This is a genomic window from Saccharothrix sp. DSM 118769 (genome assembly GCF_052936295.1).
In genome coordinates this window covers 425,470-451,599 of record NZ_CP193627.1, presented here as the reverse complement: position 1 = coordinate 451,599, position 26,130 = coordinate 425,470, and the positions used below count along the sequence as shown (strand labels likewise).

Sequence of the window (26,130 nt, the reverse complement as noted above, 5' to 3'; positions counted from 1 at the left end):
CGGTCGGGGCAGTCTGCCACGCGCGGGGCAGGATGGGGCGCGTGACGAACGCGCTGACCCGAGTCGCTGATCACAAGGCCCGCGTCGCGGACCTCGTGGGCCTGATGCCGGTGGCCGACCTGCCGCTGGCCGACTGCCTGGGCCTGGTGCTGGCCCGGGACGTGGTGGCCGCGATCCCGCTGCCGCCGTTCGACAACTCCGCGATGGACGGGTACGCGGTGCGCGCGGCGGACGTGGCGTCGCCGCCGGTGGTGCTGCCGGTGGAGCGGGACGTCCCGGCGGGACCGGCGGCGGACGTGCCGCTGGCGCCCGGCACGGCGCACCGGATCATGACGGGCGCGCCGCTGCCGACGGGCGCGGACGCCGTGGTGCAGGTGGAGTGGACGGACGGCGGCACGTCGTCGGTGCGGGTGGACCGGGCCGTGGCGGTGGAGCAGAACGTGCGGCGCGCGGCGGACGACGTGGCGGCGGGCGCGACCGTGCTGGTCGCGGGCACGGTGCTGGGGCCGGCGCAGCTGGGGCTGGTGGCGGCGCTGGGGTTCGGGTCGCTGCCGGTGCGCAGGCGGCCCCGGGTGCTGGTGCTGTCGACCGGCTCGGAGCTGGTGGGGCCGGGCGAGGTGCTGGAGCGCGGGCAGATCTTCGAGTCGAACGGCGTGATGCTGGCGGCGGCGGTGCGCGAGGCGGGCGGCGAGGCGGAGCTGCTGCGGTTCGTGCCGGACGACGTGGAGCGGTTCCGCGCGGCGCTGGAGCCGCGGCTCGGGTCGGTGGACCTGCTGCTGACCTCGGGCGGGGTGAGCGCGGGCGCGTACGAGGTGGTGAAGGACGCGTTCACCGGGCACGGGGTCGAGTTCACGAAGGTCGCGATGCAGCCGGGCGGGCCGCAGGGCGCGGGCCGCTACCGGGGCGTGGCGGTGGCGACGCTGCCCGGGAACCCGGTGAGCGCGCAGGTGTCGTTCGAGGTGTTCGTGCGGCCGGCGCTGCGGGCGGCCATGGGGTTCGCGTCGGCGGAGCGGCCGACGGCGACGGGCCGGTTGAGCGCGCCGGTGACGTCGCCGGCGGGGCGCACCCAGTTCCGGCGCGGCCTGTTCGACCCGGCGTCCGGGCGGGTGGTGACGCCGGTGGGCGGGCCGGGGTCGCACCTGCTGTCGGCGCTGGCGATCAGCAACTGCCTGATCGAGGTGCCGGAGGACGTGACGTCACTGGCTGAGGGCGACGAGGTGACCGTCCGACTCCTGTACGGAGAGTAGTGTGACGGTGACGGTCAGGCGTTGATCATCGCCTGTGACCGGACTTACACTCGCGCCGATCCCCGTTCCGCCCGCGCGTGCGTTCGTCGGGGGACGCACGGGCGGGCCGGACGGGGACCGGCCGAGCCGCGTAGCGTGTAACGGGCCGGAAGCACAGCCCTACCACGGAAGAGCCATGACCTCCGATCGCGACCAGAACAGTGGTGCCGTCTCCCACTTCGTCCAGCTCGCCAGGGGGATCGTCCCCCCGATGCACCCCGCGGGCCGCCCCTTCGTGGCGGGTGCCGCCGTCGCGACGCTGCTGCTGCGCCGGTACTCCAAGCGCCTCGGCGTCGCCGGCGCGCTGCTGACCGCGTGGGTGGCGTGGTTCTTCCGCGAGCCCGCGCGCACCACCCCCACCCGCCCCGGCCTCGCGGTCGCGCCCGCCGACGGCACCGTCTCCCACGTCGTCGAGGCCGCGCCGCCCGCCGAACTCGGCCTGGGCAGCGCGCCGATGACCCGCATCAGCGTGTTCCTGTCCGTGTTCGACGTCCACGTGCAGCGCGTCCCCGTGCCCGGCCTCGTGCGGCAGGTGTCGTACCGGCCCGGCAAGTTCCTGTCCGCCGACCTGGACAAGGCCAGCGAGGACAACGAGCGCAACACCGTCTGGCTCACCTCCGAGGGCGGGCACGACGTGGTCGTCGTGCAGATCGCCGGGCTCGTGGCGCGGCGCATCGTGTGCCAGGTCGCCGAGGGCGACAAGGTGACCGCCGGGCAGACCTACGGCCTCATCCGGTTCGGCTCCCGCGTCGACCTCTACGTGCCGCTCGGCAGCCGCGTGCTCGTCGAGGCCGGGCAGCGCACCATCGGCGGCGAGACCGTGCTCGCCGAACTCCCCTCGGAGGGCTGAGCGGATGGCTCCCAGCGGGCCGGGCATCAGGCTGCTGCCGAACGCCATCACGGTCCTCGCGATGAGCGCCGGGCTGTCGTCCGTGCACTTCGCCCTGAGCGGCATGTGGGGCGCGGCCATCGGCGCCATCGCGGCGGCGGCCCTGTTCGACGGGCTCGACGGCCGGCTCGCCCGGCTGCTCGACGCCACCAGCAAGATGGGCGCCGAGCTGGACTCGCTGGCCGACGCCATCTCGTTCGGCGTCGCACCGGCGCTCGTCATCTACATCTGGCAGTTCGAGGGCAGCCGGCAGGGCTGGGTCATCGCGCTCGTGTTCGCGGTGTGCATGGTGCTGCGGCTGGCGCGGTTCAACACCCTGCTGGAGGTCGAGCAGCCGCCGTACGCGAAGGAGTTCTTCGTCGGCGTCCCCGCCCCCGCCGGCGGCCTGCTGCTCCTGCTGCCGCTCATCGTGGACGAGCAGATCGGCCGCTCCGGGTGGTGGTCCAGCGGCCCGGTCGTCGCGGTGTGGACCGTCGCCGTCGCGCTGCTGCTGGTCAGCCGCATCCCGACGCTGTCGGTGAAGACCATCAAGGTCCCGCCCCGCTACGTCGCGCCGCTGCTGGTCCTGGTGAGCCTGCTCGCCGCGGCCGTCATCACGTTCCCGCTGGTGGCGCTCATCGCGGCGATGCTCGTGTACCTCGGGCACCTGCCGTACTCGGTCCGCCGGTACCGGTGGCTGGCGAAGCACCCGGAAGCCTGGTCGGTGCCCGCGGCGGACCGGCGCGCGATCAAGCGCGCCCACGGCGTGGCGGCGCGGCGGCTGGGCCTGCGCCAACCCCTCGGCGGTCGGGTGGCGGGCGCGGCGAGGCGCGCCGTGCGGCGACCGCGCCGGGTGGACCCCACGCAGGTGGCGGCCGAGACGAACGGAGCCGGCCCCCCGGGCAAGAGGCGCGGGTGGCGGCACATGGGGTTGCACCGGCAGGACCGGCCGTGACCGAGCAGGGCCCGGGGGCTGTCGCCCCCGGGCCCTGCTCTTCTTCGCGGGTGCGGAGTCGTCGTCGGGGTGGTCGGGGTGGTCGGGGTCGTCGAAGTTGTCCACAGGTGGCGGGTGGGCGGGTTGCGACGGGTGGGCCGGTTTGGCAACTTGGGGGCGTGACCTGGAGTTTTCCGCCCTTGCCAGACACGATCGGGTGATCGATGTACGTAACCGGGGGTCTCGGCACTCGGTTGGAAACGAAGGAGACGCCGACCAGCCCCCACACCCCGTCAACCCGCCACCCACACCCTCCGCCACCACTCCCCTGACTCCCCGCCTCCCCCACCCCGCCGCCTCCACCGCCCCACCGCCCCGCCTCCTTCGCCTCTCGCCCGCAGACGACGGAGAACGACCACCCCGAGCCGCGGCCGACGAGCGTGCGCGGCAGCCGGCGGGCGGGCGGCAGCCGGCGGGCAGGCGGGCGGCGGCCAGCGGCGCGCGGCGACCAGCGGGCGTGAGCGGCAGCCGGCGGGCGTGAGCGGCGACCGGCAGGCGTGAGCGGCGACCGGCAGGCGTGAGCGGCGACCGGCAGGCGTGAGCGGCGACCGGTAGGCGTGAGCCGGGAACGAACCGTCGCCGAGCGCGGCCCCGCACTACGCTCCACGGCGTGATCACCCTGACGGCCCGCCTGTCCCCGTCGGCCCTGGACACCCGCCGCGGCGTGGTGCGCATGCACCCCGAAGTGCTCGACGCGCTGGGGCTGCGCGCGTGGGACGCCGTGCGCCTCACCGGCGCGCGGGTCAGCGCCGCCCTCGCCGCCGCCGGTGACGGTCCGCCCGGCGTGGTGCTGGTGGACGACGTCACCCTGTCGAACCTCGGCGTCGTCGAGGGCTCCGAGATCGTCGTGGCCCCGGTCGAGGTCGCCGCCGCCCGCGCGGTCACGGTGGCCGGGTCGCGGTTGGCCAGCACGTCGCTCACGCCCGAGACGTTGCGCATGGCGCTGACCGGGAAGGTGCTCACGGTCGGCGACGCCGTGTCGCTGCTGCCCCAGGACCTCGCGCCGCCGCCCGGCGCGGACGTGAGCGCCACGCGGAGCAAGCTCTCCAACGCGATCGGGATGACCTGGACGAACGAGCTGCTCACGATCACCTCGGTCGATCCGGCGGACGGGCCGGTGGCGGTGCAGCCTTCGACTGTCGTCGGGTGGCGGGATGGGGCTCGGACGGGTGATGGGATGACCGGTTCGGGTGGGCCGGGTGGGCCGGGAGGGGCGGGTGGGTCTGCCGGGGGTGGTTCGGGGGGTGGCGCGGGGGGTTGGCCTGCGCGGACCGGGAGCGGTGGGGGGATCGGGAGCGGTGGGGGCGGCGGGGGGATCGGCGGGGCCGGGGGCGGCGGCGGGGTGGTGGTCGGCTCGGCCGGGGCGGGGGTGGCGGCCGGCGGGCGGGTGGCGGGTGGTCCCGGGGGTGGGGTTGACGAGCCGGTGGTGCCGGTGGCCGACCTCGTGGGGCACCGGGACGCGGCCACCCGGTTGGCGGAGTGGTTCGACCTGAGCTTCACCCACCCGGAGCTGTTGGCGCGGTTGGGGACGACGTCGCGGCTCGCGGCGCTGGTCAGCGGGCCCGAGGGGGTCGGCAAGGCCACGTTGGTGCGGTCGGTCGCGGCGGCGGCGGGGGCCGGGGTGGTCGAGGTCGCGGCACCCAGCGTGGCGGTGCTGGAGGCGAACGCGGCGGCTCAGCGGGTGGCCGACGCGATCGCCGCGGCCCAGGCCCCGGCGGTGCTGCTGGTGACGGACGTGGAGGTGCTGCTGCCCGCGTCCTCGCCGCCGCCGGTGGCGACGATCGTGCTGGACGCGTTGCGCGGGCGTCCCGAGGGGGTGGCGCTGGTGGTGACCAGCGCGCACCCGGAGGCGGTGGACCCGCGGTTGCGGGTGCCGGAGCTGGTGGACCGGGAGCTGGTGCTCCCGCTGCCGGACGGGGCGGCGCGGACGGAGCTGCTGCGGGTGCTGCTGCGGGACGTGCCGGTCGGGTCCGGTGTGGACCTGGGCGCGGTGGCGGACCGGACGCCGGGGTTCGTGGCCGCGGACCTGGTGGCTCTGCGGCGCGAGGCGGCGGTGCGGGCGGCGTTGCGGCAGCGCGGTGCGGACGAGCCGAAGGTGGGGCAGGGCGACCTGCTGGGCGCGCTGGAGACGGTGCGGCCGATCTCGATGTCCACTTCGGACACGTTGCGGACGGGCGGGTTGACGTTGGCCGACGTCGGCGACATGGTCGAGGTGAAGCAGGCCCTGACCGAGGCGGCGCTGTGGCCGTTGCAGTACCCGGACTCGTTCGCGCGGCTGGGGGTGGCGCCGCCGCGCGGGCTGCTGCTGTACGGGCCGCCGGGGTGCGGGAAGACGTTCCTGGTGCGCGCGCTGGCCGGGACGGGCCGGTTGAACGTGCTGTCGGTCAAGGGCGCGGAGCTGATGGACAAGTTCGTCGGCGAGTCCGAGCGGGCGGTGCGGGAGTTGTTCCGGCGGGCGGCGGAGGCGGCGCCGGCGCTGGTGTTCCTCGACGAGGTGGACGCGTTGGCGCCGAGGCGCGGGCAGTCGTCGGACTCGGGTGTGGCGGACCGGGTGGTGGCGGCGCTGCTGACCGAGTTGGACGGTGTGGAGCCGTTGCGGGACGTGATCGTGCTGGGTGCGACGAACCGGCCGGAGCTGATCGACCCGGCGCTGCTGCGGCCGGGCCGGTTGGAGCGGCTGGTGTACGTGCCGCCGCCGGACGGGGAGGCGCGGGCGGAGATCCTGCGGGCGGCGTCGCGGAACACGCCGTTGGCGGACGACGTGGACCTGGCGGCGTTGGCGGAGGACCTGGAGGGGTACTCGGCGGCGGACTGCTCGGCGCTGGTGCGGGAGGCGGCGTTGACGGCGATGCGGGAGTCGTTGGAGGCGGCGGAGGTGACGGCGGCGCACCTGGCGGCGGCGCGGGCGGCGGTGCGGCCGTCGTTGGACCCGGCGCAGCTCGCGTCGTTGGCCGCGTACGCGGAGAGCAGGTCGGGGTCGTGACGCGCGGGAACGGGAGCGGGGCCTGACGGGGGGTTGACGGGGCGCGCCCCGGACCCGTGGGGGTTCCGGGGCGCGTTCCGAAAGGTGTGGTGCGCTCGGGTCAGGAGACCTTGCCGGACGGTCCCCGGTAGTCGTTGGTGACGATCACGATGATGCCGGCGTGGGCGTCCCTGATGCCGTCGAACCGGGCTTCGACGCGGGCGCCGAGGGTGGTGGCCAGCAGTTTCGCCGACTCCTCCTCGTCCGTGCCGGGCCGGTAGTAGACGGTGGTGGTGGGGATGGTGCCCTGCGAGTAGTTGCCGGTCTCGGCGACGGACCAGCCGGCTTTCTGCACGTCGTCGGACGCGCGGGCGGCCAGGTTGGGGATGGTGCTGTTGTTGTAGACGCGCACCGCGGGTTTCGGGGTCACCGGTGGCGGCGGGGTGTCGGTGACGCCCGGCGCGCCCGGCGCGGTGGTCCCCTGGCCGCCGGGGGTGGTGGCGGGCGGCTGGGTCGCGGGGGGCTCGGTGGTGGTCGGGTTTTGGCCCGGGGACTCGGCGGGCGCGGTCGACGACCCGGTCGGCGACCCGGTCGACGGCGCGGCGGTGTCGGTGCCGGGGGCGGGTGAGGAGGCCGACGGCGGGGTGGACTGGGCGGCGGGCGGTTCGTCGTCGGGGCCGCCCGTGAACAGGCTGACCACACCGACGACCAGGGCGATGGCGGCGACGCCGAGCAGCACGTACCCCGCGGCGCGGGCCGGCTGCGCGGAACCCGCGGGCTGTTCCGGGTTCGTCATCGGCGCTCGACACCCAGGCGCTTCGCCAGGCGGGCGCGCAGCCTGCCGGAGCGGGAACGACGCAGTCTCTTGATCAACATCGGGTCAGCGGCCAACGCCTCTTCCTTCTCGATCAACGCGTTGAGCAGTTGGTAGTACCGCGTCGCCGACATGTCGAACAGCTCTTTGATCGCTTGTTCCTTGGCACCCGCGTACTTCCACCACTGGCGTTCGAAGGCCAGGATCTCGCGTTCCCGGTCGTTCAAACCGTCGTCCGGCCCCTCCGCCGGCGCCAGTGCCTCTGCGGCGTCCATCTGGCTCCTCAGCCGTGTCCCGTGCGTGGGTGCCATTCAATCACGTGATCTTCACGGGGGTCGGTTCATCGCCCGGCGCGTCCGCCCGGGCGCGCCGTTAGGCTGCGCGTCATGGCAGTTCACCCCATCCGGATCGCCGGCGATCCCGTGCTCCACACCCCGACCCGCCCCGTCGAGGTGTTCGACGGGGCGTTGCGCGCGCTGGTCGACGACATGTACGAGACGATGGCGGCGGCGAACGGCGTGGGGCTCGCGGCGAACCAGATCGGGATCGACCTGCGGGTGTTCGTCTACGACTGCCCCGACGACGAGGGCGTGCGACACCGGGGCGTGGTGGTGAACCCGGTGCTGGAGACCTCCGAGGTCCCGCTGGGGATGCCGGACCCGGACGACGACTTCGAGGGCTGCCTGTCGGCCCCGGGCGAGGCGTACCCGACCGGGCGCGCGTCGTGGGCGAAGGTGACCGGGGTCGACGGCGACGGGAAGCCGGTGGAGGTGGAGGGCACGGGGTTCTTCGCGCGCTGCCTCCAGCACGAGACCGACCACCTCGACGGGTTCATCTACCTCGACCGGCTCGTGGGGCGGTACAAGCGGGCGTCGAAGAGGATGCTCAAGGCCAACGGGTGGGGCGTGCCGGGGCTGAGCTGGGACCCGGCGACCTCGGAGGACCCGTTCGCGGACGACGAGGACGACGACTGACCGGCGGGCGGCGGGCCCGGGTCCGGCCTGGTCAGGTCGGGTCCGCCGCCGGGTCGTCCGGGTCCTTCCCCGTCGCCTGTTCCGCGACCGGGTCGGCGACCGGGTCCACCGGTTCGACCACCGGCTCCACCCGGTCCGGCGGCGGCTCGGCGACGGCCGTGGTCGCAGCCGTGGTCGCAGCCGCAGCCGCAGCCGCAGCCGTGGTGACGGCGGCGACCTCCTCGCCCCGCCCGCGCGATGGCTTCGGGTGGGCTTCGGCCCGCACCGGCCGCTCGGGGCGGCGCCAGGGCACCTCGGGGTGGCCGACCAGCTCGCCGTGGCTGGTGCACGCGGCCAGCTCGGGGTAGGCGCCGGCCAGGACGGCGGCCCGGACGCGCTGCACCTGGCCGACCGTGGGCAGCTCCCCGACCAGCAGGAACGGCATGAGCAGCCGCCACGCGAGGACCACCGGCCCGCGTCGGCGGTGGGGTGCCCGCAGGGCCGCCCGGGCCACGCGCAGGGCGTGCTCGCCGGTCGTGATGGCCTTCGGGTGGCCGCCGTGGTCCCAGGACCAGCGCAGGCCGTCGGCCATGGCGCAGCGGACGCAGTCGACGGGGCCGGTGCCCAGCTCGTCGCCGCACTGGGAGCAGCTGATGAGGGTCATGGCCCAGTCGGTGCAGGTCCACGGGTGGTGGCCGACCTGGTCGGCGAGGACGAGTTCGGCCAGTTCGCGCTCGCCCGCGCCGCCCTCGGCGAGCTGCTCGGCGGCGAGCAGCTCCTGCCAGTCGTGCAGCCAGTACTGGTCGACGAGTTCGGCGCAGAAGCGGCAGGCGGGGTAGCCGCGACCCGCGAGGTCGCCGCACGACGGGCACGGCGAGACGGCGGCGGGGCGGGCCACGCGCCGCGCGCCGGGCGGGAACGGCTGGTGATCAGCCACGCGGTGAAAGGTACGCGCAAACGGTGCTCCTTGGCATCCGCACCTTGGCACCGGCACGCGGGCGTGGCTATGGTCGCCGGGACAACTCAACACACGCGGGAGCTCGCGCCACAGCGGGCTGAGAGGGCGGCTGGGGTGTTCGCGACCCCGGTGCCGCCGACCGCCGGAACCTGACCGGGTAATGCCGGCGTAGGGAGGAAATGTCGTGACGGCACTCGACGACCGTTCGGTGGAGCCCAGCGTCACCACGGGGCCGATCTCCGGCTCGCACAAGGTCCACGTCCAGGTGGACGAGGACGTGCGGGTGCCCTTCCGCCGGGTGGAGCTGACCAACGGCGAGCACGTGGACCTCTACGACACTTCCGGGCCGTACACCGACGCGAACGCGACCATCGACGTCCACAGTGGACTGCCGAGGTTGCGCGAGGGGTGGGTGGCGGCCCGCGGGCCGCTGAACGGCGCGGTGACGCAGTTGGCGTACGCGAAGGCGGGGGTCATCACGCCCGAGATGCGGTTCGTGGCCGCGCGGGAGCGGATGAGCCCGGAGTTCGTGCGGGACGAGGTGGCGATCGGGCGGGCGGTGATCCCGCTCAACCGGAACCACCCCGAGGCCGAGCCGATGATCATCGGGAAGAAGTTCCTGGTGAAGGTCAACGCGAACATCGGGAACTCGGCGGTGTCCTCCTCGATCGAGGAGGAGGTGGAGAAGATGGTGTGGGCGTCGCGGTGGGGTGCCGACACGATCATGGACCTGTCGACGGGCAAGCGCATCCACGAGACGCGCGAGTGGATCGTGCGCAACTCGCCGGTGCCGATCGGCACGGTGCCGATCTACCAGGCGCTGGAGAAGGTGGACGGCGACCCGGCGAAGCTGTCGTGGGAGGTGTACCGGGACACCGTCGTGGAGCAGGCCGAGCAGGGCGTGGACTACATGACGGTGCACGCGGGCGTGCTGCTGCGGTACGTGCCGCTGACCGCGAAGCGGGTGACGGGCATCGTGTCGCGCGGCGGGTCGATCATGGCGGCGTGGTGCCTGGCGCACCACCGGGAGAGCTTCCTCTACACGCACTTCGAGGAGCTGTGCGAGATCCTGCGCGCCTACGACGTGACGTTCTCGCTGGGTGACGGCCTGCGGCCGGGGTCGATCGCGGACGCCAACGACGAGGCCCAGTTCGCGGAGCTGCGGACGCTGGGCGAGCTGACGCACGTCGCGCGCGCCCACGACGTGCAGGTGATGATCGAGGGCCCGGGTCACGTGCCGATGCACAAGATCGCGGAGAACGTGCGGTTGGAGGAGGAGTGGTGCGGCGAGGCGCCGTTCTACACCCTGGGGCCGCTGGCCACGGACATCGCGCCCGCCTACGACCACATCACGTCGGCGATCGGGGCGGCGCAGATCGGCTGGTTGGGCACGGCCATGCTGTGCTACGTGACCCCGAAGGAGCACCTGGGCCTGCCGAACCGGGACGACGTGAAGACGGGCGTGATCACGTACAAGATCGCGGCGCACTCGGCCGACCTCGCCAAGGGGCACCCGGGGGTGCAGGACTGGGACGACGCGCTGTCGAAGGCGCGGTTCGAGTTCCGCTGGGAGGACCAGTTCAACCTGTCGCTGGACCCGGACACGGCGCGGTCGTACCACGACGAGACGCTGCCCGCCGCGCCGGCGAAGACGGCGCACTTCTGCTCGATGTGCGGGCCGAAGTTCTGCTCGATGAAGATCACCCAGGACGTGCGGCGGTACGCCGAGGAGCGCGGGCTGTCCACTGTGGAGGCGATCGAGGCGGGCATGGACGAGAAGTCGCACGAGTTCTCCGACCACGGCAACAAGGTGTACCTGCCGGTGGTCGACTGATGGAGGTCGACTGATGGCGGAGACGCCCCCCAGGGTCCTCACCATCGCCGGGTCCGACTCCGGCGGTGGTGCGGGCCTCCAGGCCGACCTGCGGACGCTGTTCGCGTGCGGCGTGCACGGCATGACGGCGGTCACGGCGGTGACCGTGCAGAACTCGCTGGGCGTCACCGGGTTCACCGAGATCCCGCCGGAGGTGGTGGCCGCGCAGATCGAGGCGGTGGCCACCGACATCGGGGTGGGCGCGGCGAAGACGGGGATGCTGGCGTCGGCGGCGATCATCGAGGCCGTCGCGGGCGCGCTGGACCGGGTGGACGTCGGGCCGTTCGTGGTGGACCCGGTGGCCGCGTCGATGCACGGCCACCAGCTGCTGGCCGACGACGCGCTGGAGGCGCTGCGGACCCTGCTGTTCCCGAGGGCCACGCTGGTCACGCCGAACCTGGACGAGGTGCGGCTGATCACCGGTGTCGAGGTGCGCAGCCGGGCCGACCAGCGCAAGGCCGCGGAGGCGCTGCACGCGCTGGGGCCGGCGTGGGTGCTGGTCAAGGGCGGTCACCTGTGGGACGACCCGGAGTGCCTGGACGTGCTCTACGACGGGTCGGAGTTCCACGAGTTCCTCGGTCCGCGCTACGACGTGAAGAACACGCACGGGTCGGGCGACACGCTGGCGTCGGCGATCTGCTCGCGGCTGGCGCGGGGCGAGTCGGTGCCGGAGGCGGTGCGGTTCGGCAAGGACTTCGTCGTGCGGTCGGTGGCCGCGTCCTACCCGCTGGGCGGCGGGGTCGGGCCGGTGTCGCCGCTGTGGCGGCTGCCGGACGCGGGGCGGTAGTGCCCGCCGCCCCCGCACGACGGACCGTCGTGCGGGGGCGGCGTTCGGGCCGGGCCGGGGCGGAACGGGCCGGGGCGGGGCCGGGGCGGGGTCAGCCGACCTCGCCGACCAGTTCCTCCAGCGCGGGCAGGGCGTCGAGCAGCGCCGCGCGGTGCGCCGGGGTCATGTCCTCGATCCGGCGCTGGAGCTCGCGGACCCGCGCGGAGCGGACGCCGGACACCATCGTCTCGCCCTCCGGGGTGGGGGTGGCGAGCCAGGCGCGGCCGTCCTGCGGGTCGGGGTCGCGCTTGACGTACCCCGCCTCCACGAGGGCGGCGACGATGCGGGACAGGGTCGGCGGGGCGACCCCCTCCTTCGCGGCCAGGTCGCCCAGCCGCATGGGGCCGCAGCGGGCCAGCGTGGCGAGCGCGGACACCGCGCCGGGTCCCAGCCCGGGGGACCCGGTGCGGCGCAGCAGCCGGGAGAGCCTGCCGATGGCGAGGTACAGCCGGGCGGTGGCGTCCTCCACCGGGTCGACCTGGTCGGCCGTCACGGCACGTTCCTCCTCGGGCAGACGGACACGGTGGGCATCCATCATGCCGTGCCCCGCAATCGTCCTACCGCTGAGACCTGCCCGGTCGCGGGCGCACGGCGGTCAGACGACGGCCGGGCTCGACGCGTGCGCCCAGAACCGCTTCGGGATGCGCCCCGCCAACCGCGCGAGCCGTCCCGCCTCCACCCCGCAACGCATGGCGGCGGCCATGAGTTCCGGGTCCTGCGCGCGGGTCACGGCGGTCGCCAGCAGCACCGCCGAACAGCCCAGCTCCATGGCCAGGGCGGCGTCGGAGGCGGTGCCCACGCCCGCGTCCAGGATCACCGGCACGGACGCCCGCGCCACGATCAGCTCCAGGTTGTGCGGGTTGCGGATGCCCAGGCCGGTGCCGATCGGGGAGCCCAGCGGCATGACGGCGGCGCAGCCCGCCTGCTCCAGGCGCAGCGCCAGCACCGGGTCGTCGTTGGTGTAGGGCAGCACGACGAACCCGTCGTCGACGAGCCGCTCGGCGGCGTCGAGCAGCTCCACCGGGTCGGGCAGGAGGGTCTGGTCGTCGGCGACGACCTCCAGCTTCACCCAGTGCGTGCCGAGGGCCTCGCGGGCGAGGCGGGCGGTCAGCACGGCCTCGGCGGCGGTGCGGCAGCCGGCGGTGTTGGGCAGGGCCTCGATGCCCAGGCGGGTCAGCAGGTCCAGCACGCCGCCGCCGGACGCGTCGAGGCGGCGCATGGCCACCGTGGTCAGCTGCGTGCCGGAGGCGACGAGCGCGCGTTCCAGGACCGACAGGTTCGCCGCGCCCCCGGTGCCCATCACCAGGCGGGAGCCGAACTCGCGGCCGGCGATCACCAACGGGTCGTCCACGTCACCCTCCCTGCACGGCGGTCAGCACCTCGACGGCGGCGCCGGCCGGCACCGCGGTCGTCGCCCACGCGGTGCGCGGCACGACCTCGCCGTCCACCGCGACCGCGACACCGGTGGCGGGCGCGCCGAGCAGCGCCAGCACGGTCGCCACGGTCGCGCCGTCGGCGAGTTCCCGCACCGAGCCGTTGACCTTCGCCTCCATCAAGCGTTTCCTCCTTCGCGGAGCAGGGTGAGCACGCGCCGCGCCGTGGCGGGCGCGAGCAGCAGGCCGTTGCGGTGGTGGCCGGTGGCGGCCAGCACGCCGGGTTCGAGCCAGCGGACGACGGGCGCGTTGTCGGGGCTGCCCGCGCGGAACCCGGCGGCGGTCTCGACCAGCGCGTACTCGGCGATGCCCGGCCACACGACCTCGGCGTCGCGCAGCAGGTCGCGCACGCCGCCGACGGTGACGGCGGTGTCGAAGCCGGCCTCGTACTGGGTGGCGCCGAGCACCAGCCCGCCGGTGCGGGGCACCAGGTAGACGGGGCGGCCGGACACATGGGCGCGGAGGGTGTGCCGGGGCGGCGGCAGGGCGCCGGGACGTGCTTCCAGGCGCAGGATCTCGCCCTTCACGGGCCGGACCACGTCGCGCAGCGCGGGGTGCAGGTCGCGGCTCCACGCGCCGGCCGCGATGACGGTCGCGTCGGCGGGGCCGCGGGTGTCGGTGAAGCGCACCCCTGCGGAGGAGCAGGCGTCGCGCAGGGCGCGCAGCAGGGCGCGGTTGTCCACCGCCAGGTCACCCGGCACGGACAGTCCACCGCGGACGTTGCCGAGGCCGGGTTCCAGGGCGCGCAGCTCGCGGTGGGTCAGGCGGGTGGAGGCGCGGCCCATCGTGGCCAGGTAGGCGCACAGCTGGTCCAGGACCTCGACGTCGGCGCGGTCCACGGCCACCTGGAGGGTGCCGACGGGGCTCAGCCCGACGCCCAGGTCGCGGGCGAAGCCCGGCCACAGGGCCAGGGACTCGACGCCGAGCCGCAGCACGTCCTCGTCGCCCGGCCACGCCTCGGTGATCGGCGCGAGCATCCCGCCCGCCACCCACGAACCGCCGTGCGGGGAGGGGTGGTCGACCAGGTCGACGCGGTAGCCGGCGCGCGCCGCGGACCAGGCGCAGGACAGGCCGATGACACCGCCGCCGACGACGGTCACCCGATGGACCAAGGCACTCACGCTCCCTGCGCCGGCATGACCCGGATCAGGTTCGACGGTCGGAGCGGACCACGCTCCCTCTCAGCCCGGTGTCCTCCGGGCTCCCGTGCGGACCGCCTCCACCGTAGCGCACGCGGCGGCCCGGCGGTTACCGTGCGGCCCGTGCCAGGACTCGACGGAACGCGGATCAGGCGGCGGCTCGCCGACGCGCGGCTCTACCTCTGCACCCCCGACCGGCCCGACCTCGCGGAGTTCGCCGACGCGGCGCTCGCGGGCGGCGTGGACGTCGTCCAGCTCCGGGACAAGGGGTTGGAGGCGCGGCAGGAGATCGCGGCGCTGGAGGTGCTGGCGGAGGCGTGCGCCCGGCACGGCGCGCTGCTCGCGGTCAACGACCGGGCGGACGTGGCGCTGGCCGTGGACGCCGACGTGCTGCACCTGGGCCAGGACGACCTGCCGGTGCCGCTCGCCCGCCGCGTCGTGGGCGAGGACGTGGTGATCGGCCGCTCCACGCACGACGTGGCGCAGGCGCGGGCGGCGGCGGTCGAGCCGGGCGTGGACTACTTCTGCACGGGGCCGTGCTGGCCGACGCCGACGAAACCGGGTCGGCCCGCGCCGGGCCTCGACCTCGTGCGGGCCACCGCCGGCACGACGGGGCGGCCGTGGTTCGCCATCGGCGGCGTCGACCGGGCGCGGCTGCCCGAGGTGCTGGCCGCGGGCGCGGAGCGGGTGGTGGTCGTGCGCGCGATCACCGAGGCCGAGGACCCCCGCGAGGCCGCGGCGTGGCTGAGGGGCCGGCTGACCGGCGCTCCCCCGCCGGCCGGGGCGTGACCCGGCCGTGCACGGGAACACCCCCGCACAGGGGAACACCCCCCGGGCCGGGGAGGAGTCCGGGCCCGGGGGGTGTTCCCGACGTGGTGCGCGGCACTGGGGGGACGACGGCCGCGCGCCGTGGAGCGGTGCGGCGGACTAGCCGCGGGTGAGGCTCAGGCCGTAGGCGCTGAGGATCTCGCCGACCGGCTGGAAGTAGGTCGTGCCGCCGGAGGAGCAGTTGCCCGAACCGCCGGAGGTCACGCCCTGGGCCTGGCTGTAGCCGGAGCCCGCCACCCACGAACCACCCGAGTCACCGGGCTCGGCGCAGGCGTTCGTGCGGGTCAGGCCGGACACCGTGCCCTGCGGGTAGTTCACCGTCGAGTTCTTGGCCTGGACGGTGCCGCAGCGCCAGCCGGTGGTGGAGCCGGAGCGGCAGATCGCCGCGCCGACCGCCGCCGACGTGGAGCCGGTCACGGTGACGTTGGAGCCGTTGTAGCGGTTGACCCACGGGCGGGACGTCCAGTTGGAGTTCGTGCGCACCCAGGCGTAGTCGTTGCCGGGGAACGAGGAACCCGCGAACGTGCCCTGCGAGACGCGGTTGAAGCCGGTCGTCGCGGCGCCCGTGCGGCCGCAGTGGCCCGCGGTCACGAAGCCGCCCGAGACGGCGAAGCCGACCGAGCACCGGCCGGAGCCGATGTAGTAGGCGTCGCCACCGCGGGTGTCGTAGAGCGTGGTCGGGGACTCGTCGACCTCGACCACGCGCACCGACGCGCTGACCGACCTCGCGGACGCGACGAACGCGTCGGCCGCGGCGTCGCGCTGGTGCCGGTTGACCTCGACGACGACCGAGTTGGTCTGCTCGTCCACCCGCCAGCCGGTGACCGACTTCGGGGCGGCCAGGGCGTCGATCGACGCCTTGGCGGAGGTGAGCTGCTGGTGCGAGAAGGCGACGAACCTGGCGTCGGCGCCCGCGGCGCGGGCCGCGTCCGCCTTGGCCGGGTCGGTCACCGCGACGACGAGCTTGCCCGTCGCGGCGTTGATCCAGGAACCCGCGTAGGCGGCGCCCACGGCCGCCTTGGCGGAGGACTCCAGCTCACCCGAGCGGGAGTCACTCGCCAGACGGGCGGTGACCTGTTCGGCGGTCAGGCCGAGGTCGCGTTGCGCCGCTTGGAGCAACTCGGCGGGGTAGCTCTCCGTGTCGGAGGAGCTTCCGCCATAGGGGGCGGCGGTGTCCGCAATCGCCGGTACGCTTAGTGCTGTAGCTGCGCCGGCGGCGAGCAAGGCAGCCGCGGCAAGGCGGGCCGCACTCGTGCGGTTCATTAGGCGTCTCCCTCATCTTCGGGTGCAGGGTGCCCGAGAGCCTGGTTGCAGGGACCGCTCTCGGGGGCTCTAGGGGGACGGGTGGTGGGGCGGCGGCAGGGGTCGCCCCACCCCTCCTTTTCTCGTCCCGGTCATGGGCCGATCTCCGAAGTGCTCTCGAACGCCGTGAGCGGGCCCTTGCGCGTCCGCATCAGGCCCTCCTCCCCGGTCTCTACCGACCAGTACTCACCCGTTCGAGCGACGTTATGACCCTGTTACCTATGACGGTCCGGGCCATCTGAGGCGAAAGTGTGTCACAGCGCACGTCGATTCAACTGCGCTGTGTAGCGTTTGACAGTTAACTCTCACTCAAGGTAGTTATTCGATCACCGATTCGGGCGGTTTTGCCAGATGTAAGTGATTCGGCGATATCCGCCTCGGACGTGTGAAAGCTGCTGGGCTGAGCGGGTGATGCCGAAGGAGTTTCCGCGTTCGACGCGGTATCGAACCGGGACGCGGGAACCGCCGGCGGGGTCGCACCGGGGTCGGGGTCGGTCCACTGGATCGATTCCGAGCGAGGATCGGGGCATGGCACTCGTGACGATCTCGGACATCCGCTCCGCCGCCGGGCTGATCGCCCCGGCCGTCGTGCGCACGCCGCTGCTGCGGTTCGCCGCCGGCGACGGCGGTGAGGCCGGCGGCGGTGGGGTCGGCGGGGACGGCGGCGGGCTGTGGCTCAAGCCGGAGAGCCTCCAGCCGGTCGGCGCGTTCAAGATCCGCGGCGCGTACCACGCCCTGGCCCGGCTGCCCGAGGACGTGCGGGCGCGCGGCGTCGTCGCCTACTCCAGCGGCAACCACGCGCAGGCCGTGGCGTACGCGGCGAAGCGGTTCGGGGTGCCCGCGACGATCGTCGTGCCCGACACGACGCCGCGGGTGAAGGTGGAGGCGACCCTCGCGCACGGCGCGCGGGTGGTGCGGGTGCCGATGGCCGAGCGCGAGTCGCGGGCCGCCGAGCTGGTCGCCGAGCTCGGGGCGACGCTCGTGCCGCCGTTCGACCACCCCGACGTCATCGCCGGCCAGGGCACCGTCGGGCTGGAGGTGGTGGCCGACCTGCCCGACGTGGCCACCGTGCTGGTGCCGGTCAGCGGCGGCGGGCTGCTCTCCGGCGTGGCCACCGCGGTGAAGGCGCTCTCGCCGCGCACGCGGGTCGTCGGCGTCGAACCGGAGCTGGCCGGCGACGCCGCCGCCTCGCTGCGGGCCGGGTCGCTGGTGCGGTGGAGCCCCGCCGACCGGGCGCGGACCATCGCCGACGGGCTGCGCGCCGAACCGTCGGAGCTGACCTTCGCCCACCTGCGCGCCTACGTGGACGACCTGGTCACCGTGTCGGAGGACGAGATCCGGGCGGCCGTGCGGCGGCTCGCGCGGGAGGCCAGGCTGGTCGTGGAGCCCAGCGGCGCGGTGGCGTTCGCGGCAGCCCTGCGGGAGCGGTACGCCGGGCCGACCGCGGTGGTGCTGTCCGGCGGGAACGTCGACCCCGAGGTGTTCGCCGAGCTGCTCCTCGGCTAGCCGGGCCGGCCGGGGCCCGAGCGGGCGCGCAGGTGCGTCGGGGGCGAGTCGACGCCGCAGCTGTGGCAGTCCCCCGGCCCCGGCGCCGGGTCCTCCCGGGCGGCGGCGGCGAACACGCCGTTGTCGGTGCCGATCGCCAGCAGGCCGCCGACTGCCGACGCCGCCGCGCACACCAGCAGCGCGGTCCGCCAGCCCCCGGTGAGGACGGCCGGGTCGGTGTAGCCGGCGCCGCTCAGGCCCGCCACGGCGGGCAGCACGGCGACCGCGACCAGGCTGCCGGTGCGGGCGACCGCGTTGTTCACGCCGGAGGCGACACCCGCGTAGCGGTCCGGGGCGGCGGCCAGCACGGTCGCCGTCACCGGGGCCACCACGGCGGCCAGCCCCAGCCCGAACACCACGACGCCGGGCAGCACGCCCGTCCAGTACGACGCACCCGGCTCCGCCCACCGCAGCATGAGCATCCCGACGCCGATGACGAGCGGTCCTCCGATGAGTTGCGCCTTCGGGCCGATGCGCTGGGCCAGGTTCCCGGAGCGCGCGGACAGCGCCAGCATGATCAGCGTGATGGGCAGGCTCGCCAGCCCGGCGGCCGTCGGCGGGTAGTGCAGCGACACCTGGAGCTGGAGCACCATCAGCACCATCACCCCGCCCAGGGCCGCGTAGACCAGGAACGTCAGGGCGTTGGCCAGGACGAACGTTCGATCGCTGAACAATTGCGGCGGGACGAGCGGGTCGCGCCCGCGGCGTTGCAGGACGACGAACGCCACCAGGCCCGCGACCCCGAGGACGGCGGCGGAGAGGACCAGCGCGTCGGGTCCGCGCACCGGTGCCTCCACCAGCGCGGCGGTGATGCCGGTCAGCCCCAGTGCTCCGATGACCGACCCGCCAATGGTCGGATGACCCGACACCTGCTCGTCGCGCGACTCGGGAACGTGGCGGCGGGCGAGCCACACGCAGACCACGGCCACCGGCAGGTTGACCAGGAACGCCAGCCGCCACGACCACGCCTGCACCAGCAGGCCGCCGACCAGCGGCCCGACCGCGGTGGCCACGCCGGACAGGCCCGACCACGCGCCGATCGCCTTCGCCCGGTCGCCGCGGGCGAACACCGACTGGAGGATCGCGAGCGAGCCCGGCGTGAGCAGCGCGCCGCCGACGCCCTGCAGGACGCGGGCGAGCACCAGCAGCTCCGTGGTCGGGGCCAGCCCGCAGAGCAGGGACGCGACGCCGAACCACAGCACGCCGGCGGTGAACACGCGGCGGCGGCCGTAGTGGTCGCCCAGCGACCCGGCGACCAGGACCAGCGCGGCCAGCGCCAGCAGGTAGCCGTCGAGCACCCACTGGAGGCCCGCGACGGACGCGCCCAGCTCCGCGCCGATCCGCGGCAGGGCGACGTTGACGATCGTGCTGTCGAGCATCGCCATGCCCGAGCCGAGGATCGTCGTGGCCAGCACCGCCCTGGCCCGCCCCGTGCCCCACACCACCGTCTGCGCCACCGGCACAGTGTGGTGGCGGACCGGCGCGGCGGGGGCGGCGGGTCGGGTCGGTCGGGTCGGTCGGGGCCGCCTAGTCGGCGGGCCGGTTCAGGGTGGCGACGAACTTGTACCGGTCGCCCCGGTAGACCGAGCGCACCCACTCGACGGGGTTGCCCTCGGTGTCGAACGAGTGCCGCGACAGCAGCAGCATCGGCAGGCCGATGTCCGCGCCGAGCAGCTCGGCCTCCTCCGGCGAGGCCAGCGCCGTCTCGATCGTCTCCTCCGCGTGGCCCATCTCGACGCCGAACCGCTCGCGCAGCACCTGGTACAGCGACGCGCCCGGGGCCAGGTAGCGGCGCAGGCCGCGGAACCGGCCCAGCGCCAGGTGGGTCGTCTCGATCGCCATCGGCTCGCCGTCGGCCAGCCGCAGGCGGTGCAGGCGCAGCACCTTGGCGCCGGCCCGGACCCCCAGCAGGCGGGCCAGCTCGGCCTCCGCGGCCATCTCGGACGCCTCGATCAGCCGCGACGACGGCTGCCTGCCCTGCGCCTTCATGTCCTCTGTGTACGAGGACAGCTGGAGGCGCTGGGCCACCTTCGGTTCCGCCGCGAACGTGCCCTTGCCCTGCACGCGCAGCAACCGCCCCTCGACGGTCAGTTCGGCAAGCGCTTGCCGGACCGTCGTGCGCGAGACGTCGAACTCCGCGGCCAACGACCTCTCGGTCGGGATCGGCGACCCGGGCGGCAACGCGCGCAGGAGGTCGAGCAGGTGCCGCTTGAGGCCCCAGTACTTCGGCTCGCGCTGCGCGCGGGACCTGGTGTCCACGCCGGATGCAGGGCTCGTTTCGAGCATGCCTTCCTCCTCGACCTTGCTAGCGCTCCCGGACACAGGATGCCCTGTCCGCGCCGCGCCGTGGTCCCGAACCCCCGACAAGCCCCCCGGGAAAATGGTCCGATGACTTTGCAACGGTCCAGCAACAGCCTTGACACCGCCTGTGGCGGGGCACACTCTAGGCCGCATTGGTCTACACCACTTTGGGCGCTTCGGTCGTTGGGACCGGGCATTGGGAAAGGGCGCACACGTGAAGGGCTGGAGAGGACTCGCCGTAGGTGCCGCCGCACTGTCGGTGGCCGTGGCCGGGTGTGGCACGAGCTCCGACAGCGGCAGCGACTCCGGTGAACCGAAGACGCTGACGGTCTGGTTGATGGACGGCTCCGCGCCGACCACCCTGACCGACGCGCTGAACAAGGAGTTCCAGGACTCGCACCCCGGCGTCACCGTCAAGTACGAGGTGCAGAAGTGGGGCGGCATCCAGGAGAAGCTGACCACGGCTCTGACCAGCAACAACCCGCCGGACGTCATCGAGCTGGGCAACACCCAGACGGCGAAGTTCGCGGCTGAGGACACCCTCACCGACCTCTCCGGCGACGTCGCGGGCCTCAACGGCGACCAGTGGCTCGCCGGCCTCAAGGACTCGCTGACCTGGGACGGCAAGCAGTACGGCCTGCCGTTCTACGCGGCGAACCGCACGGTCATCTACCGGACCGACCTGTTCGAGGCCGCCGGCATCGCCACCCCGCCCACCTCGCGCGACGAGTGGGTCGCCGCGGCCGAGAAGCTGAAGGCGGCCAACGCGGCCGACCCGGAGTTCCAGTCGGTCTACCTGCCGGGCCAGTCCTGGTACGTGCTGCTGTCGTTCATCTGGGACGAGGGCGGCGACGTGGCGAAGCCGCAGGGCTCCGGCTGGGCGGGCTCGCTCGACACCCCGCAGGCCAAGGCCGGCCTGGAGTTCTACAAGAAGCTGGTCGACGCCTCGGGCACCAAGGCCCCGAAGGACGCCGACGAGGCCACCCCGCAGCAGATGGAGGTCTTCGGCACCGGCAAGGTCGGCATGATGATCGGCCTGCCGTGGGAGCTGGCGGGCGCCGTCAAGGCCAACCCGGACCTGAAGGAGAAGACCGCGGCGTTCCCGATCCCGTCCAAGACGGCGGGCAAGGCGGCCCCGGTGTTCCTCGGCGGCTCGAACCTGTCGATCCCGGCCGGCTCCAAGAACGCCGACCTGGCCAAGGACTACCTGAAGCTGCTCAGCGGCAAGAAGTACCAGGACATGCTGGCCGAGGGCGGTTCGGTGCCGGGCACCTCGACCGACACGGCGAAGCTGGCCACCAACCCGGTCGGCAAGGCGCTGGCGGAGTCCGCCCCCGGCGGCAAGGTCACCCCGACCACCCCGGCGTGGGCCGCGGTCGAGGCGGGCCAGAACCCGCTGAAGGACATGCTGACCGCGTACCTGACCGGCGCGAAGTCGCTGGACCAGGCCACCGCGGACGCCAACTCGTCGCTGTCGAAGACACTGGCGGGCTGACGAGCGCATGACGGCCGTTGACACGACCGACGCCGCGGTGCCGACGGTTCCCCCGTCGGCACCGCGGCGTGCCGCGCACCCGGACGGCGCGCCGCGCCGTCGGGGCGGCGCCCTCGACCGGGCGCTGCCCTACCTGCTGCTGGCACCCGCGCTGGTGGCCGTCCTCTGGCTGATCGGCTGGCCGGTCCTCTCCGTCCTGGTGACGAGCTTCCGCAAGCTGAACCTGCGCGAGCTGACCCGCGGCGAGGTCGTGTGGACCGGCCTGGACAACTACGCCGAGATCCTCGGCGACCCCGAGTTCTGGATGATCGCGCTGCGCACGGTGGTGTTCACCGCGCTCGTGGTGGCCGCGTCCGTGCTGGCCGGCCTGCTGATCGCGCTGCTGATGCGGGTGGTCAGCCCGGTGGTGCGGATCGTGCTCCAGGTCGCGATGCTGCTGGCGTGGGCGATGCCGCTGCTCGCGGCCACCACCGTCTACCAGTGGATCTTCGACCAGCAGTACGGCATCCTCAACAAGACCCTGGTGAAGGTCGGCTTCGACTCGTTCGCCGGGTACTCGTGGTTCTCCACCGGCACGTCGACGCTCGCGGTGATCGGGCTGCTGATCGTGTGGCAGGCGATCCCGTTCCTGGCGTTCTCGCTGTACGCGGGGGCCGTCGGCATCCCCAAGGACCAGTACGAGGCGGCGGGCATCGACGGGGCGTCCGCGTGGCAGACGTTCCGCGCGGTGACCTGGCCCGAGCTGCGCCCGCTGCTGATGATGGTGACGTTCCTGTCGCTGCTGTGGGACTTCAAGGTGTTCGCGCAGATCTGGGCCATGAAGAAGGGCGGCCCGGACGGCGGCAGCACGACGCTCGCGGTCTACCAGTACCTGGAGGGCATCTCCCAGAGCCACTTCGGCGTGGCCGCGGCGGTGTCCGTGGTGATGGTGGCGCTGCTCGCGCTGCTGACGTTCCAGTACCTGCGCCGGCTGGTCCGTTCCCAGGAGGGTGGGCTGTGATCGCCAAGAAGGTGGCGGCCAACGCGGCCGCCCTGGTCGTGGCGCTGTTCTTCGCGTTCCCGACCTACTGGATGGTCTCGACCGCGCTCAAGCCGCGCGGCGAGATGCTGACCAGCGGTTACGACCTGATCCCGTTCTCGGTCACGAGCACCAACTTCGTGACCGCGTGGACCAAGCCCGGGTTCCTCACCTCGCTGGGCAACAGCCTGCTGGTGTCGCTGTCGGCGGTGGCCGCGGCGCTCGTCGTGGGCCTGCTGGCGGCGGTCGCGCTGTCCCGGATGCGGTTCCGCGGCCGCAAGGGCTTCGTGATGATGATGCTGGTGGCGCAGATGGCGCCGTTCGAGGCGCTGCTCATCCCCATGTTCCTGATGATGAGGGACCTCGACCTGCTCGACCGGCTGCCCGCGCTGGCGCTCATCTACTTCGCGGTGACGCTGCCGTTCTGCGCGTGGACGCTGCGCGGGTTCGTCAACGGCATCCCGCTGGAGCTGGAGGAGGCGGCGATGGTCGACGGCTGCGGCCGGTGGGGCGCGTTCCGCCGCGTCACGCTGCCGCTGCTGGGCCCCGGCCTGGTCGCCACCTCGGTGTTCGCCTTCGTCACGGCGTGGAACGAGTTCCTGTTCGCGCTGTCGCTGGTCAAGGACCAGTCGAAGGAGACCCTGCCGGTGTGGCTGTCGGGGTTCCAGACCAACTTCGGCACCGACTGGGGCGGCGCGATGGCGGCGTCGGCCCTGTTCACGCTGCCGGTGCTGGTGTTCTTCCTGATCGTGCAGCGCAAGATGGTCACCGGTGTCACCGCCGGTGCGGTGAAGGGGTAGGGACCGCATGTCGTTGCACCGGCTCGCGTCGGCCGTCCTGCTGCCGGGGTTCCACGGGACCACGGCCCCGGACTGGCTGTTGAAGCGGGTGGCGGACGGGCTCGGCGGCGTGGTGCTGTTCGGGCGCAACGTCGTCGCCGGCACCTCCGAGGAGACGGACGCGCAGGTCACGGCGCTCAACGCGCAGCTGAGGGGTGCGCGTGCGGACGTCGTCGTCGGCATCGACGAGGAGGGCGGGGACGTCACCCGGCTCGACTACGGGCGGGGCTCCGAGGTGCCGGGCAACCACGCCCTCGGCGCGGCCGGCGACCTGCGGCTCACCCGGGAGGTGGCGGCGTCCGTCGGGTCGCGGCTGGCGGCGTGCGGGGTGAGCCTGAACCTCGCGCCGTCGGCGGACCTGGTGCTGACCCTGGACGACCCGGTGATCGGCGTGCGGTCGTTCGGCTCGGACCCGGTGGCGGTCGGCGAGCACGTGGCGGCGTTCGTCGAGGGGATGCAGGCGGTGGGCGTGGCGGCGTGCGCGAAGCACTTCCCCGGCCACGGCGCGTCCACGGTGGACTCGCACGAGGCGCTGCCCGTGCTGCCGCGCACGGCGGCGGAGCTGGCGGCGGTGGAGTTCGTGCCGTTCACGGCGGCCGTGCGGGCGGGCGTGCGGTCGATCATGACCGGGCACCTGGTCGTGCCGGAGTGGGGGCCGGAGCCCGCGACGCTCAACCCGCGCGCGCTGCGCGTGCTGCGGGAGGACCTGGGCTTCACCGGCGCGGTCATCACCGACGGGCTGGACATGAAGGCCGTCGGCGGCGACCTGGCGCAGGGGTCCGTGCGGGCGCTGGTCGCCGGCGTGGACGCGCTGTGCCTGGGCGGCGAGCCGCTCGACGACGACGGGCTCCAGTGGCTCGTCGACAGCATCGTGGCGGCCGTCGAGTCGGGCGTGCTGCCGCTGGAGCGGCTGGAGGAGGCGGCGCGGCGGACGGCGGTGCTCGGCACCCCGCCGTCCGCGGTGGACGGGCACGACCCGTCGCTGGGGCTGCGGGCGGCGCGGGCGGCGCTGGAGGTGCGGGGGCCGCTGGCGGTGTCCGGTCCGCCGGTGGTGCTGGACCTGGCCGTGGAGGCGTCCATCGCGGTGGGCGACGTGCCGTGGGGCCTCGGGCCGTACCTGGTGGAGCTGGTGCCGGGAACGACCGTGCTGCCGGCCTCCTCCTCCGCCGACGAGGTCGCGGCGGCGGCGTCCGGTCGCACCGTCGTGGTGGTGACGCGTGAGGCACACCGCCACGCGTGGGCTCGCGAACTGGTGTCCTCGCTGGTTAAGATTGGTCTAGACCTTGTCCACGTGGAGACGGGCGTGCCGGGGCCGGACCTGGGCGCGGCCGTCCGCGTCGACACCCACGGCGGTTCCCGGGTGTGCCTGCGGGCCGCGGCCGAGCGCATCGCCGCCGGCACCTGAGCAGGGGAGACCGATGACCGACCAGCCCGGCAGGCACATGGCGGCCGAGATCGGCCAGCAGCCCGCGATCTTCACCGACCTCGTCGCGCGGCGGGCCGAGTTCGCCTCGGTCGCCGAGGTCATCCGCGACCGGGGGCCGCGGTTCGTGCTGTTCGCGGCGCGCGGCTCGTCCGACCACGCGGCGCTGTACGCGAAGTACCTGACCGAGGTGCTGCTCCAGCTGCCGGCCGGGCTGGTGTCGCCCTCCACGACCACCCTGTACGGGGCGCGGCCGGACCTGCGCGACGTGCTCGTGGTGTCGGTGTCGCAGTCCGGCGGGTCGCCCGACCTGCTGGAGGTCACCGAGGCCGCGCGGGCCCGCGGCGCGCTCACCGTGGCCGTCACCAACACCGCCGACTCGCCGCTGAACGGGGCGGCCGAGCTGTCCGTGGACGTCGGCGCGGGCGTGGAGCGGGCGGTGGCGGCGACCAAGACGTACTCGGCGACGCTGCTCGCGCTGTACCTGCTGGTCGACGCGGTCCGCGGTGGTGACGGCGCGGCCGTGGCGTCGATCGGCGAGCAGGCCGCGGCGACCCTGGAGATGTCGGCGGACGCGGTGGCCGAGGCCGTCCGGCGCTACCGCTTCGTGGACCGCGTGCTCACGACGGGGCGCGGCTACTCGCTGCCCACGGCGCTGGAGTCGGCGCTGAAGCTGGCCGAGACCTCCTACCTCGCGGCGCGCGCGTACAGCGGGGCGGACCTGCTGCACGGGCCGGTGGCGGCGGTCGACGGCGAGACGGCCGTGCTGGCCGTCACCAGCCGCGGGCGGGGCGGCGACGCGCTGCACGACGTGCTGGACGTGGTGCACGGGCGGGGCGCCGACGTGGTGGCGATCGGCTCGGGCGCGGACCGCGTGTCGGCGGCGCTGCGCGTGCCCGTGGCGGAGACGGCCGAGGAGGTGGCGCCGATCCTGGAGATCCTCCCGGTCCAGCGCATCGCCCACGGCCTCTCCCTGGCCCGCGGCGGCGACCCCGACAGCCCGCGCGGCCTGAACAAGGTCACCCGCACCCGCTGACCCACCCGCCCCGAACGCATGACTCGCGAGTCGCGAACGCATGACTCGCGAGTCGCGAACGCAGGACTCACCCGTCCTGAGCGTTGGACTCGCCGGTCCTGAGCGTTGGACTCTCGCGAGTCATGCGTTCGCGACCCGAGAGTCCAACGCTCAGGGCCCGAGAGTCCAACGCTCGCGACCCGAGAGTCCTGCGTTCGGGACCCGTGAGTTCTGCGTTCGGGACGCTTGGGTCTGCGT

The 26,130-nt window shown here is 74.0% G+C and carries 24 protein-coding genes and 1 riboswitch; of the genes, 14 read left to right on the top strand and 10 right to left on the bottom strand.

What is annotated here, in order from left to right:
* Positions 1-32 precede the first annotated feature (32 nt).
* The 4 genes from moeA (at position 33) to ACRAKJ_RS02175 (ending at position 6,131) form a co-directional block, all read left to right on the top strand.
* Positions 33-1,247 (top strand): molybdopterin molybdotransferase MoeA, encoded by a 1,215-nt coding sequence (moeA, locus tag ACRAKJ_RS02190; RefSeq protein ID WP_438923618.1) that lies wholly within the window; start codon positions 33-35, stop codon positions 1,245-1,247.
* A gap of 175 nt (positions 1,248-1,422) precedes the next feature.
* A complete protein-coding gene (locus ACRAKJ_RS02185) occupies positions 1,423-2,136 on the top strand; it encodes a phosphatidylserine decarboxylase (RefSeq protein ID WP_438923617.1) in 714 nt (237 codons plus the stop codon).
* 4 nt (positions 2,137-2,140) lie between these two features.
* Positions 2,141-3,109: a CDP-diacylglycerol--serine O-phosphatidyltransferase gene (gene pssA / locus ACRAKJ_RS02180; RefSeq protein WP_447008860.1), complete on the top strand. Its 969-nt coding sequence runs from the start codon at positions 2,141-2,143 to the stop codon at positions 3,107-3,109.
* 649 nt (positions 3,110-3,758) lie between these two features.
* Positions 3,759-6,131 (top strand): AAA family ATPase, encoded by a 2,373-nt coding sequence (locus ACRAKJ_RS02175; protein WP_438925804.1) that lies wholly within the window; start codon positions 3,759-3,761, stop codon positions 6,129-6,131.
* Positions 6,132-6,231: 100 nt separating this feature from the next.
* On the opposite strand, the gene ACRAKJ_RS02170 is transcribed toward ACRAKJ_RS02175, so the two are convergent.
* Together ACRAKJ_RS02170 and ACRAKJ_RS02165 are read right to left on the bottom strand one after the other, a co-directional pair.
* Complete coding sequence (locus ACRAKJ_RS02170; RefSeq protein ID WP_438925805.1) at positions 6,232-6,906, bottom strand: LytR C-terminal domain-containing protein; 675 nt, start codon at positions 6,904-6,906, stop codon at positions 6,232-6,234.
* Positions 6,903-7,199, bottom strand: coding sequence for a DUF3263 domain-containing protein (locus tag ACRAKJ_RS02165; RefSeq protein WP_438925806.1), 297 nt, complete (start codon positions 7,197-7,199; stop codon positions 6,903-6,905). Before ACRAKJ_RS02165 ends, ACRAKJ_RS02170 begins: the two co-directional genes overlap by 4 nt.
* 111 nt (positions 7,200-7,310) lie before the next feature.
* Here ACRAKJ_RS02165 and ACRAKJ_RS02160 point away from each other — a divergent pair, with 111 nt between their 5' ends.
* Complete coding sequence (locus ACRAKJ_RS02160; protein ID WP_438925807.1) at positions 7,311-7,898, top strand: peptide deformylase; 588 nt, start codon at positions 7,311-7,313, stop codon at positions 7,896-7,898.
* Between the two features lie 31 nt (positions 7,899-7,929).
* Here the strand turns inward: ACRAKJ_RS02160 and ACRAKJ_RS02155 are convergent, their stop codons facing one another.
* Entirely contained in the window at positions 7,930-8,814 is an 885-nt protein-coding gene (locus tag ACRAKJ_RS02155) for a hypothetical protein (protein WP_438925808.1), read from the bottom strand.
* 205 nt (positions 8,815-9,019) lie between these two features.
* Between ACRAKJ_RS02155 and thiC the strand changes: the two genes are divergently transcribed.
* The gene (thiC, locus tag ACRAKJ_RS02150; RefSeq protein ID WP_438925809.1) at positions 9,020-10,669 is read left to right on the top strand and encodes a phosphomethylpyrimidine synthase ThiC; all 1,650 of its coding nucleotides are present in this window, start codon (positions 9,020-9,022) and stop codon (positions 10,667-10,669) included.
* 13 nt (positions 10,670-10,682) lie between these two features.
* Positions 10,683-11,495, top strand: a complete 813-nt coding sequence (gene thiD, locus ACRAKJ_RS02145) for a bifunctional hydroxymethylpyrimidine kinase/phosphomethylpyrimidine kinase (protein WP_438925810.1) — start codon at positions 10,683-10,685, stop codon at positions 11,493-11,495.
* Between the two features lie 91 nt (positions 11,496-11,586).
* Here thiD and ACRAKJ_RS02140 read toward each other — a convergent pair whose 3' ends face one another.
* The 4 genes from ACRAKJ_RS02140 to thiO all read right to left on the bottom strand — a co-directional run bounded on the left by ACRAKJ_RS02140 (position 11,587) and on the right by thiO (position 14,088).
* Positions 11,587-12,027, bottom strand: a complete 441-nt coding sequence (locus ACRAKJ_RS02140) for a MarR family transcriptional regulator (protein WP_438925811.1) — start codon at positions 12,025-12,027, stop codon at positions 11,587-11,589.
* A gap of 102 nt (positions 12,028-12,129) precedes the next feature.
* Complete coding sequence (gene thiG, locus ACRAKJ_RS02135; protein WP_438925812.1) at positions 12,130-12,885, bottom strand: thiazole synthase; 756 nt, start codon at positions 12,883-12,885, stop codon at positions 12,130-12,132.
* A 1-nt stretch (position 12,886) separates the two neighbouring features.
* The gene (gene thiS / locus ACRAKJ_RS02130; RefSeq protein ID WP_438925813.1) at positions 12,887-13,087 is read right to left on the bottom strand and encodes a sulfur carrier protein ThiS; all 201 of its coding nucleotides are present in this window, start codon (positions 13,085-13,087) and stop codon (positions 12,887-12,889) included.
* Positions 13,087-14,088, bottom strand: a complete 1,002-nt coding sequence (thiO, locus tag ACRAKJ_RS02125; RefSeq protein ID WP_438925814.1) for a glycine oxidase ThiO — start codon at positions 14,086-14,088, stop codon at positions 13,087-13,089. The genes thiS and thiO overlap by 1 nt, the downstream gene beginning before the upstream one ends.
* Positions 14,074-14,185, bottom strand: a riboswitch (TPP riboswitch). (Overlaps the previous gene by 15 nt.)
* A gap of 44 nt (positions 14,186-14,229) precedes the next feature.
* Between thiO and thiE the strand changes: the two genes are divergently transcribed.
* Positions 14,230-14,895: a thiamine phosphate synthase gene (gene thiE, locus ACRAKJ_RS02120; RefSeq protein ID WP_438925815.1), complete on the top strand. Its 666-nt coding sequence runs from the start codon at positions 14,230-14,232 to the stop codon at positions 14,893-14,895.
* Positions 14,896-15,033: 138 nt separating this feature from the next.
* Here thiE and ACRAKJ_RS02115 read toward each other — a convergent pair whose 3' ends face one another.
* The gene (locus ACRAKJ_RS02115) at positions 15,034-16,053 is read right to left on the bottom strand and encodes an alpha-lytic protease prodomain-containing protein (protein WP_438925816.1); all 1,020 of its coding nucleotides are present in this window, start codon (positions 16,051-16,053) and stop codon (positions 15,034-15,036) included.
* Between the two features lie 711 nt (positions 16,054-16,764).
* Between ACRAKJ_RS02115 and ACRAKJ_RS02110 the strand changes: the two genes are divergently transcribed.
* A complete protein-coding gene (locus tag ACRAKJ_RS02110) occupies positions 16,765-17,742 on the top strand; it encodes a pyridoxal-phosphate dependent enzyme (protein WP_438925817.1) in 978 nt (325 codons plus the stop codon).
* Here the strand turns inward: ACRAKJ_RS02110 and ACRAKJ_RS02105 are convergent.
* Positions 17,739-19,238, bottom strand: a complete 1,500-nt coding sequence (locus ACRAKJ_RS02105; RefSeq protein ID WP_438925818.1) for an MFS transporter — start codon at positions 19,236-19,238, stop codon at positions 17,739-17,741. The genes ACRAKJ_RS02110 and ACRAKJ_RS02105 overlap by 4 nt on opposite strands.
* Before the next feature lie 70 nt (positions 19,239-19,308).
* The gene (locus tag ACRAKJ_RS02100; RefSeq protein WP_438925819.1) at positions 19,309-20,067 is read right to left on the bottom strand and encodes a UTRA domain-containing protein; all 759 of its coding nucleotides are present in this window, start codon (positions 20,065-20,067) and stop codon (positions 19,309-19,311) included.
* Positions 20,068-20,296: 229 nt separating this feature from the next.
* Between ACRAKJ_RS02100 and ACRAKJ_RS02095 the strand changes: the two genes are divergently transcribed.
* The 5 genes from ACRAKJ_RS02095 to ACRAKJ_RS02075 are packed head-to-tail and all read left to right on the top strand — an operon-like array spanning position 20,297 to position 25,893.
* Positions 20,297-21,577 carry a sugar ABC transporter substrate-binding protein gene (locus ACRAKJ_RS02095; protein ID WP_438925820.1) on the top strand — a complete coding sequence of 427 codons (1,281 nt, stop codon included), beginning with the start codon at positions 20,297-20,299 and terminating at the stop codon, positions 21,575-21,577.
* Positions 21,578-21,584: 7 nt separating this feature from the next.
* Positions 21,585-22,577 carry a carbohydrate ABC transporter permease gene (locus ACRAKJ_RS02090; protein WP_447008859.1) on the top strand — a complete coding sequence of 331 codons (993 nt, stop codon included), beginning with the start codon at positions 21,585-21,587 and terminating at the stop codon, positions 22,575-22,577.
* On the top strand, positions 22,574-23,395 hold the full coding sequence (locus ACRAKJ_RS02085) for an ABC transporter permease subunit (RefSeq protein ID WP_438927001.1): 822 nt from the start codon (positions 22,574-22,576) through the stop codon (positions 23,393-23,395). Before ACRAKJ_RS02090 ends, ACRAKJ_RS02085 begins: the two co-directional genes overlap by 4 nt.
* 7 nt (positions 23,396-23,402) lie before the next feature.
* Positions 23,403-24,839 carry a glycoside hydrolase family 3 N-terminal domain-containing protein gene (locus ACRAKJ_RS02080; RefSeq protein WP_438927002.1) on the top strand — a complete coding sequence of 479 codons (1,437 nt, stop codon included), beginning with the start codon at positions 23,403-23,405 and terminating at the stop codon, positions 24,837-24,839.
* Positions 24,840-24,852: 13 nt separating this feature from the next.
* Positions 24,853-25,893, top strand: a complete 1,041-nt coding sequence (locus ACRAKJ_RS02075) for an SIS domain-containing protein (protein WP_438927003.1) — start codon at positions 24,853-24,855, stop codon at positions 25,891-25,893.
* Positions 25,894-26,130: the final 237 nt, after the last annotated feature.

Bases quoted from the DNA above. Each gene is read 5' to 3' on its own strand.
- ACRAKJ_RS02080 (WP_438927002.1), top strand. From the start codon at position 23,403: ATGTCGTTGCACCGGCTCGCGTCGGCCGTCCTGCTGCCGGGGTTCCAC.
- ACRAKJ_RS02090 (WP_447008859.1), top strand. From the start codon at position 21,585: ATGACGGCCGTTGACACGACCGACGCCGCGGTGCCGACGGTTCCCCCG.
- ACRAKJ_RS02075 (WP_438927003.1), top strand. From the start codon at position 24,853: ATGACCGACCAGCCCGGCAGGCACATGGCGGCCGAGATCGGCCAGCAG.
- moeA (WP_438923618.1), top strand. From the start codon at position 33: ATGGGGCGCGTGACGAACGCGCTGACCCGAGTCGCTGATCACAAGGCC.
- ACRAKJ_RS02165 (WP_438925806.1), bottom strand. From the start codon at position 7,199: ATGGACGCCGCAGAGGCACTGGCGCCGGCGGAGGGGCCGGACGACGGT.
- thiS (WP_438925813.1), bottom strand. From the start codon at position 13,087: ATGGAGGCGAAGGTCAACGGCTCGGTGCGGGAACTCGCCGACGGCGCG.
- ACRAKJ_RS02170 (WP_438925805.1), bottom strand. From the start codon at position 6,906: ATGACGAACCCGGAACAGCCCGCGGGTTCCGCGCAGCCGGCCCGCGCC.
- ACRAKJ_RS02110 (WP_438925817.1), top strand. From the start codon at position 16,765: ATGGCACTCGTGACGATCTCGGACATCCGCTCCGCCGCCGGGCTGATC.
- ACRAKJ_RS02185 (WP_438923617.1), top strand. From the start codon at position 1,423: ATGACCTCCGATCGCGACCAGAACAGTGGTGCCGTCTCCCACTTCGTC.
- ACRAKJ_RS02100 (WP_438925819.1), bottom strand. From the start codon at position 20,067: ATGCTCGAAACGAGCCCTGCATCCGGCGTGGACACCAGGTCCCGCGCG.
- pssA (WP_447008860.1), top strand. From the start codon at position 2,141: ATGGCTCCCAGCGGGCCGGGCATCAGGCTGCTGCCGAACGCCATCACG.
- ACRAKJ_RS02160 (WP_438925807.1), top strand. From the start codon at position 7,311: ATGGCAGTTCACCCCATCCGGATCGCCGGCGATCCCGTGCTCCACACC.
- thiD (WP_438925810.1), top strand. From the start codon at position 10,683: ATGGCGGAGACGCCCCCCAGGGTCCTCACCATCGCCGGGTCCGACTCC.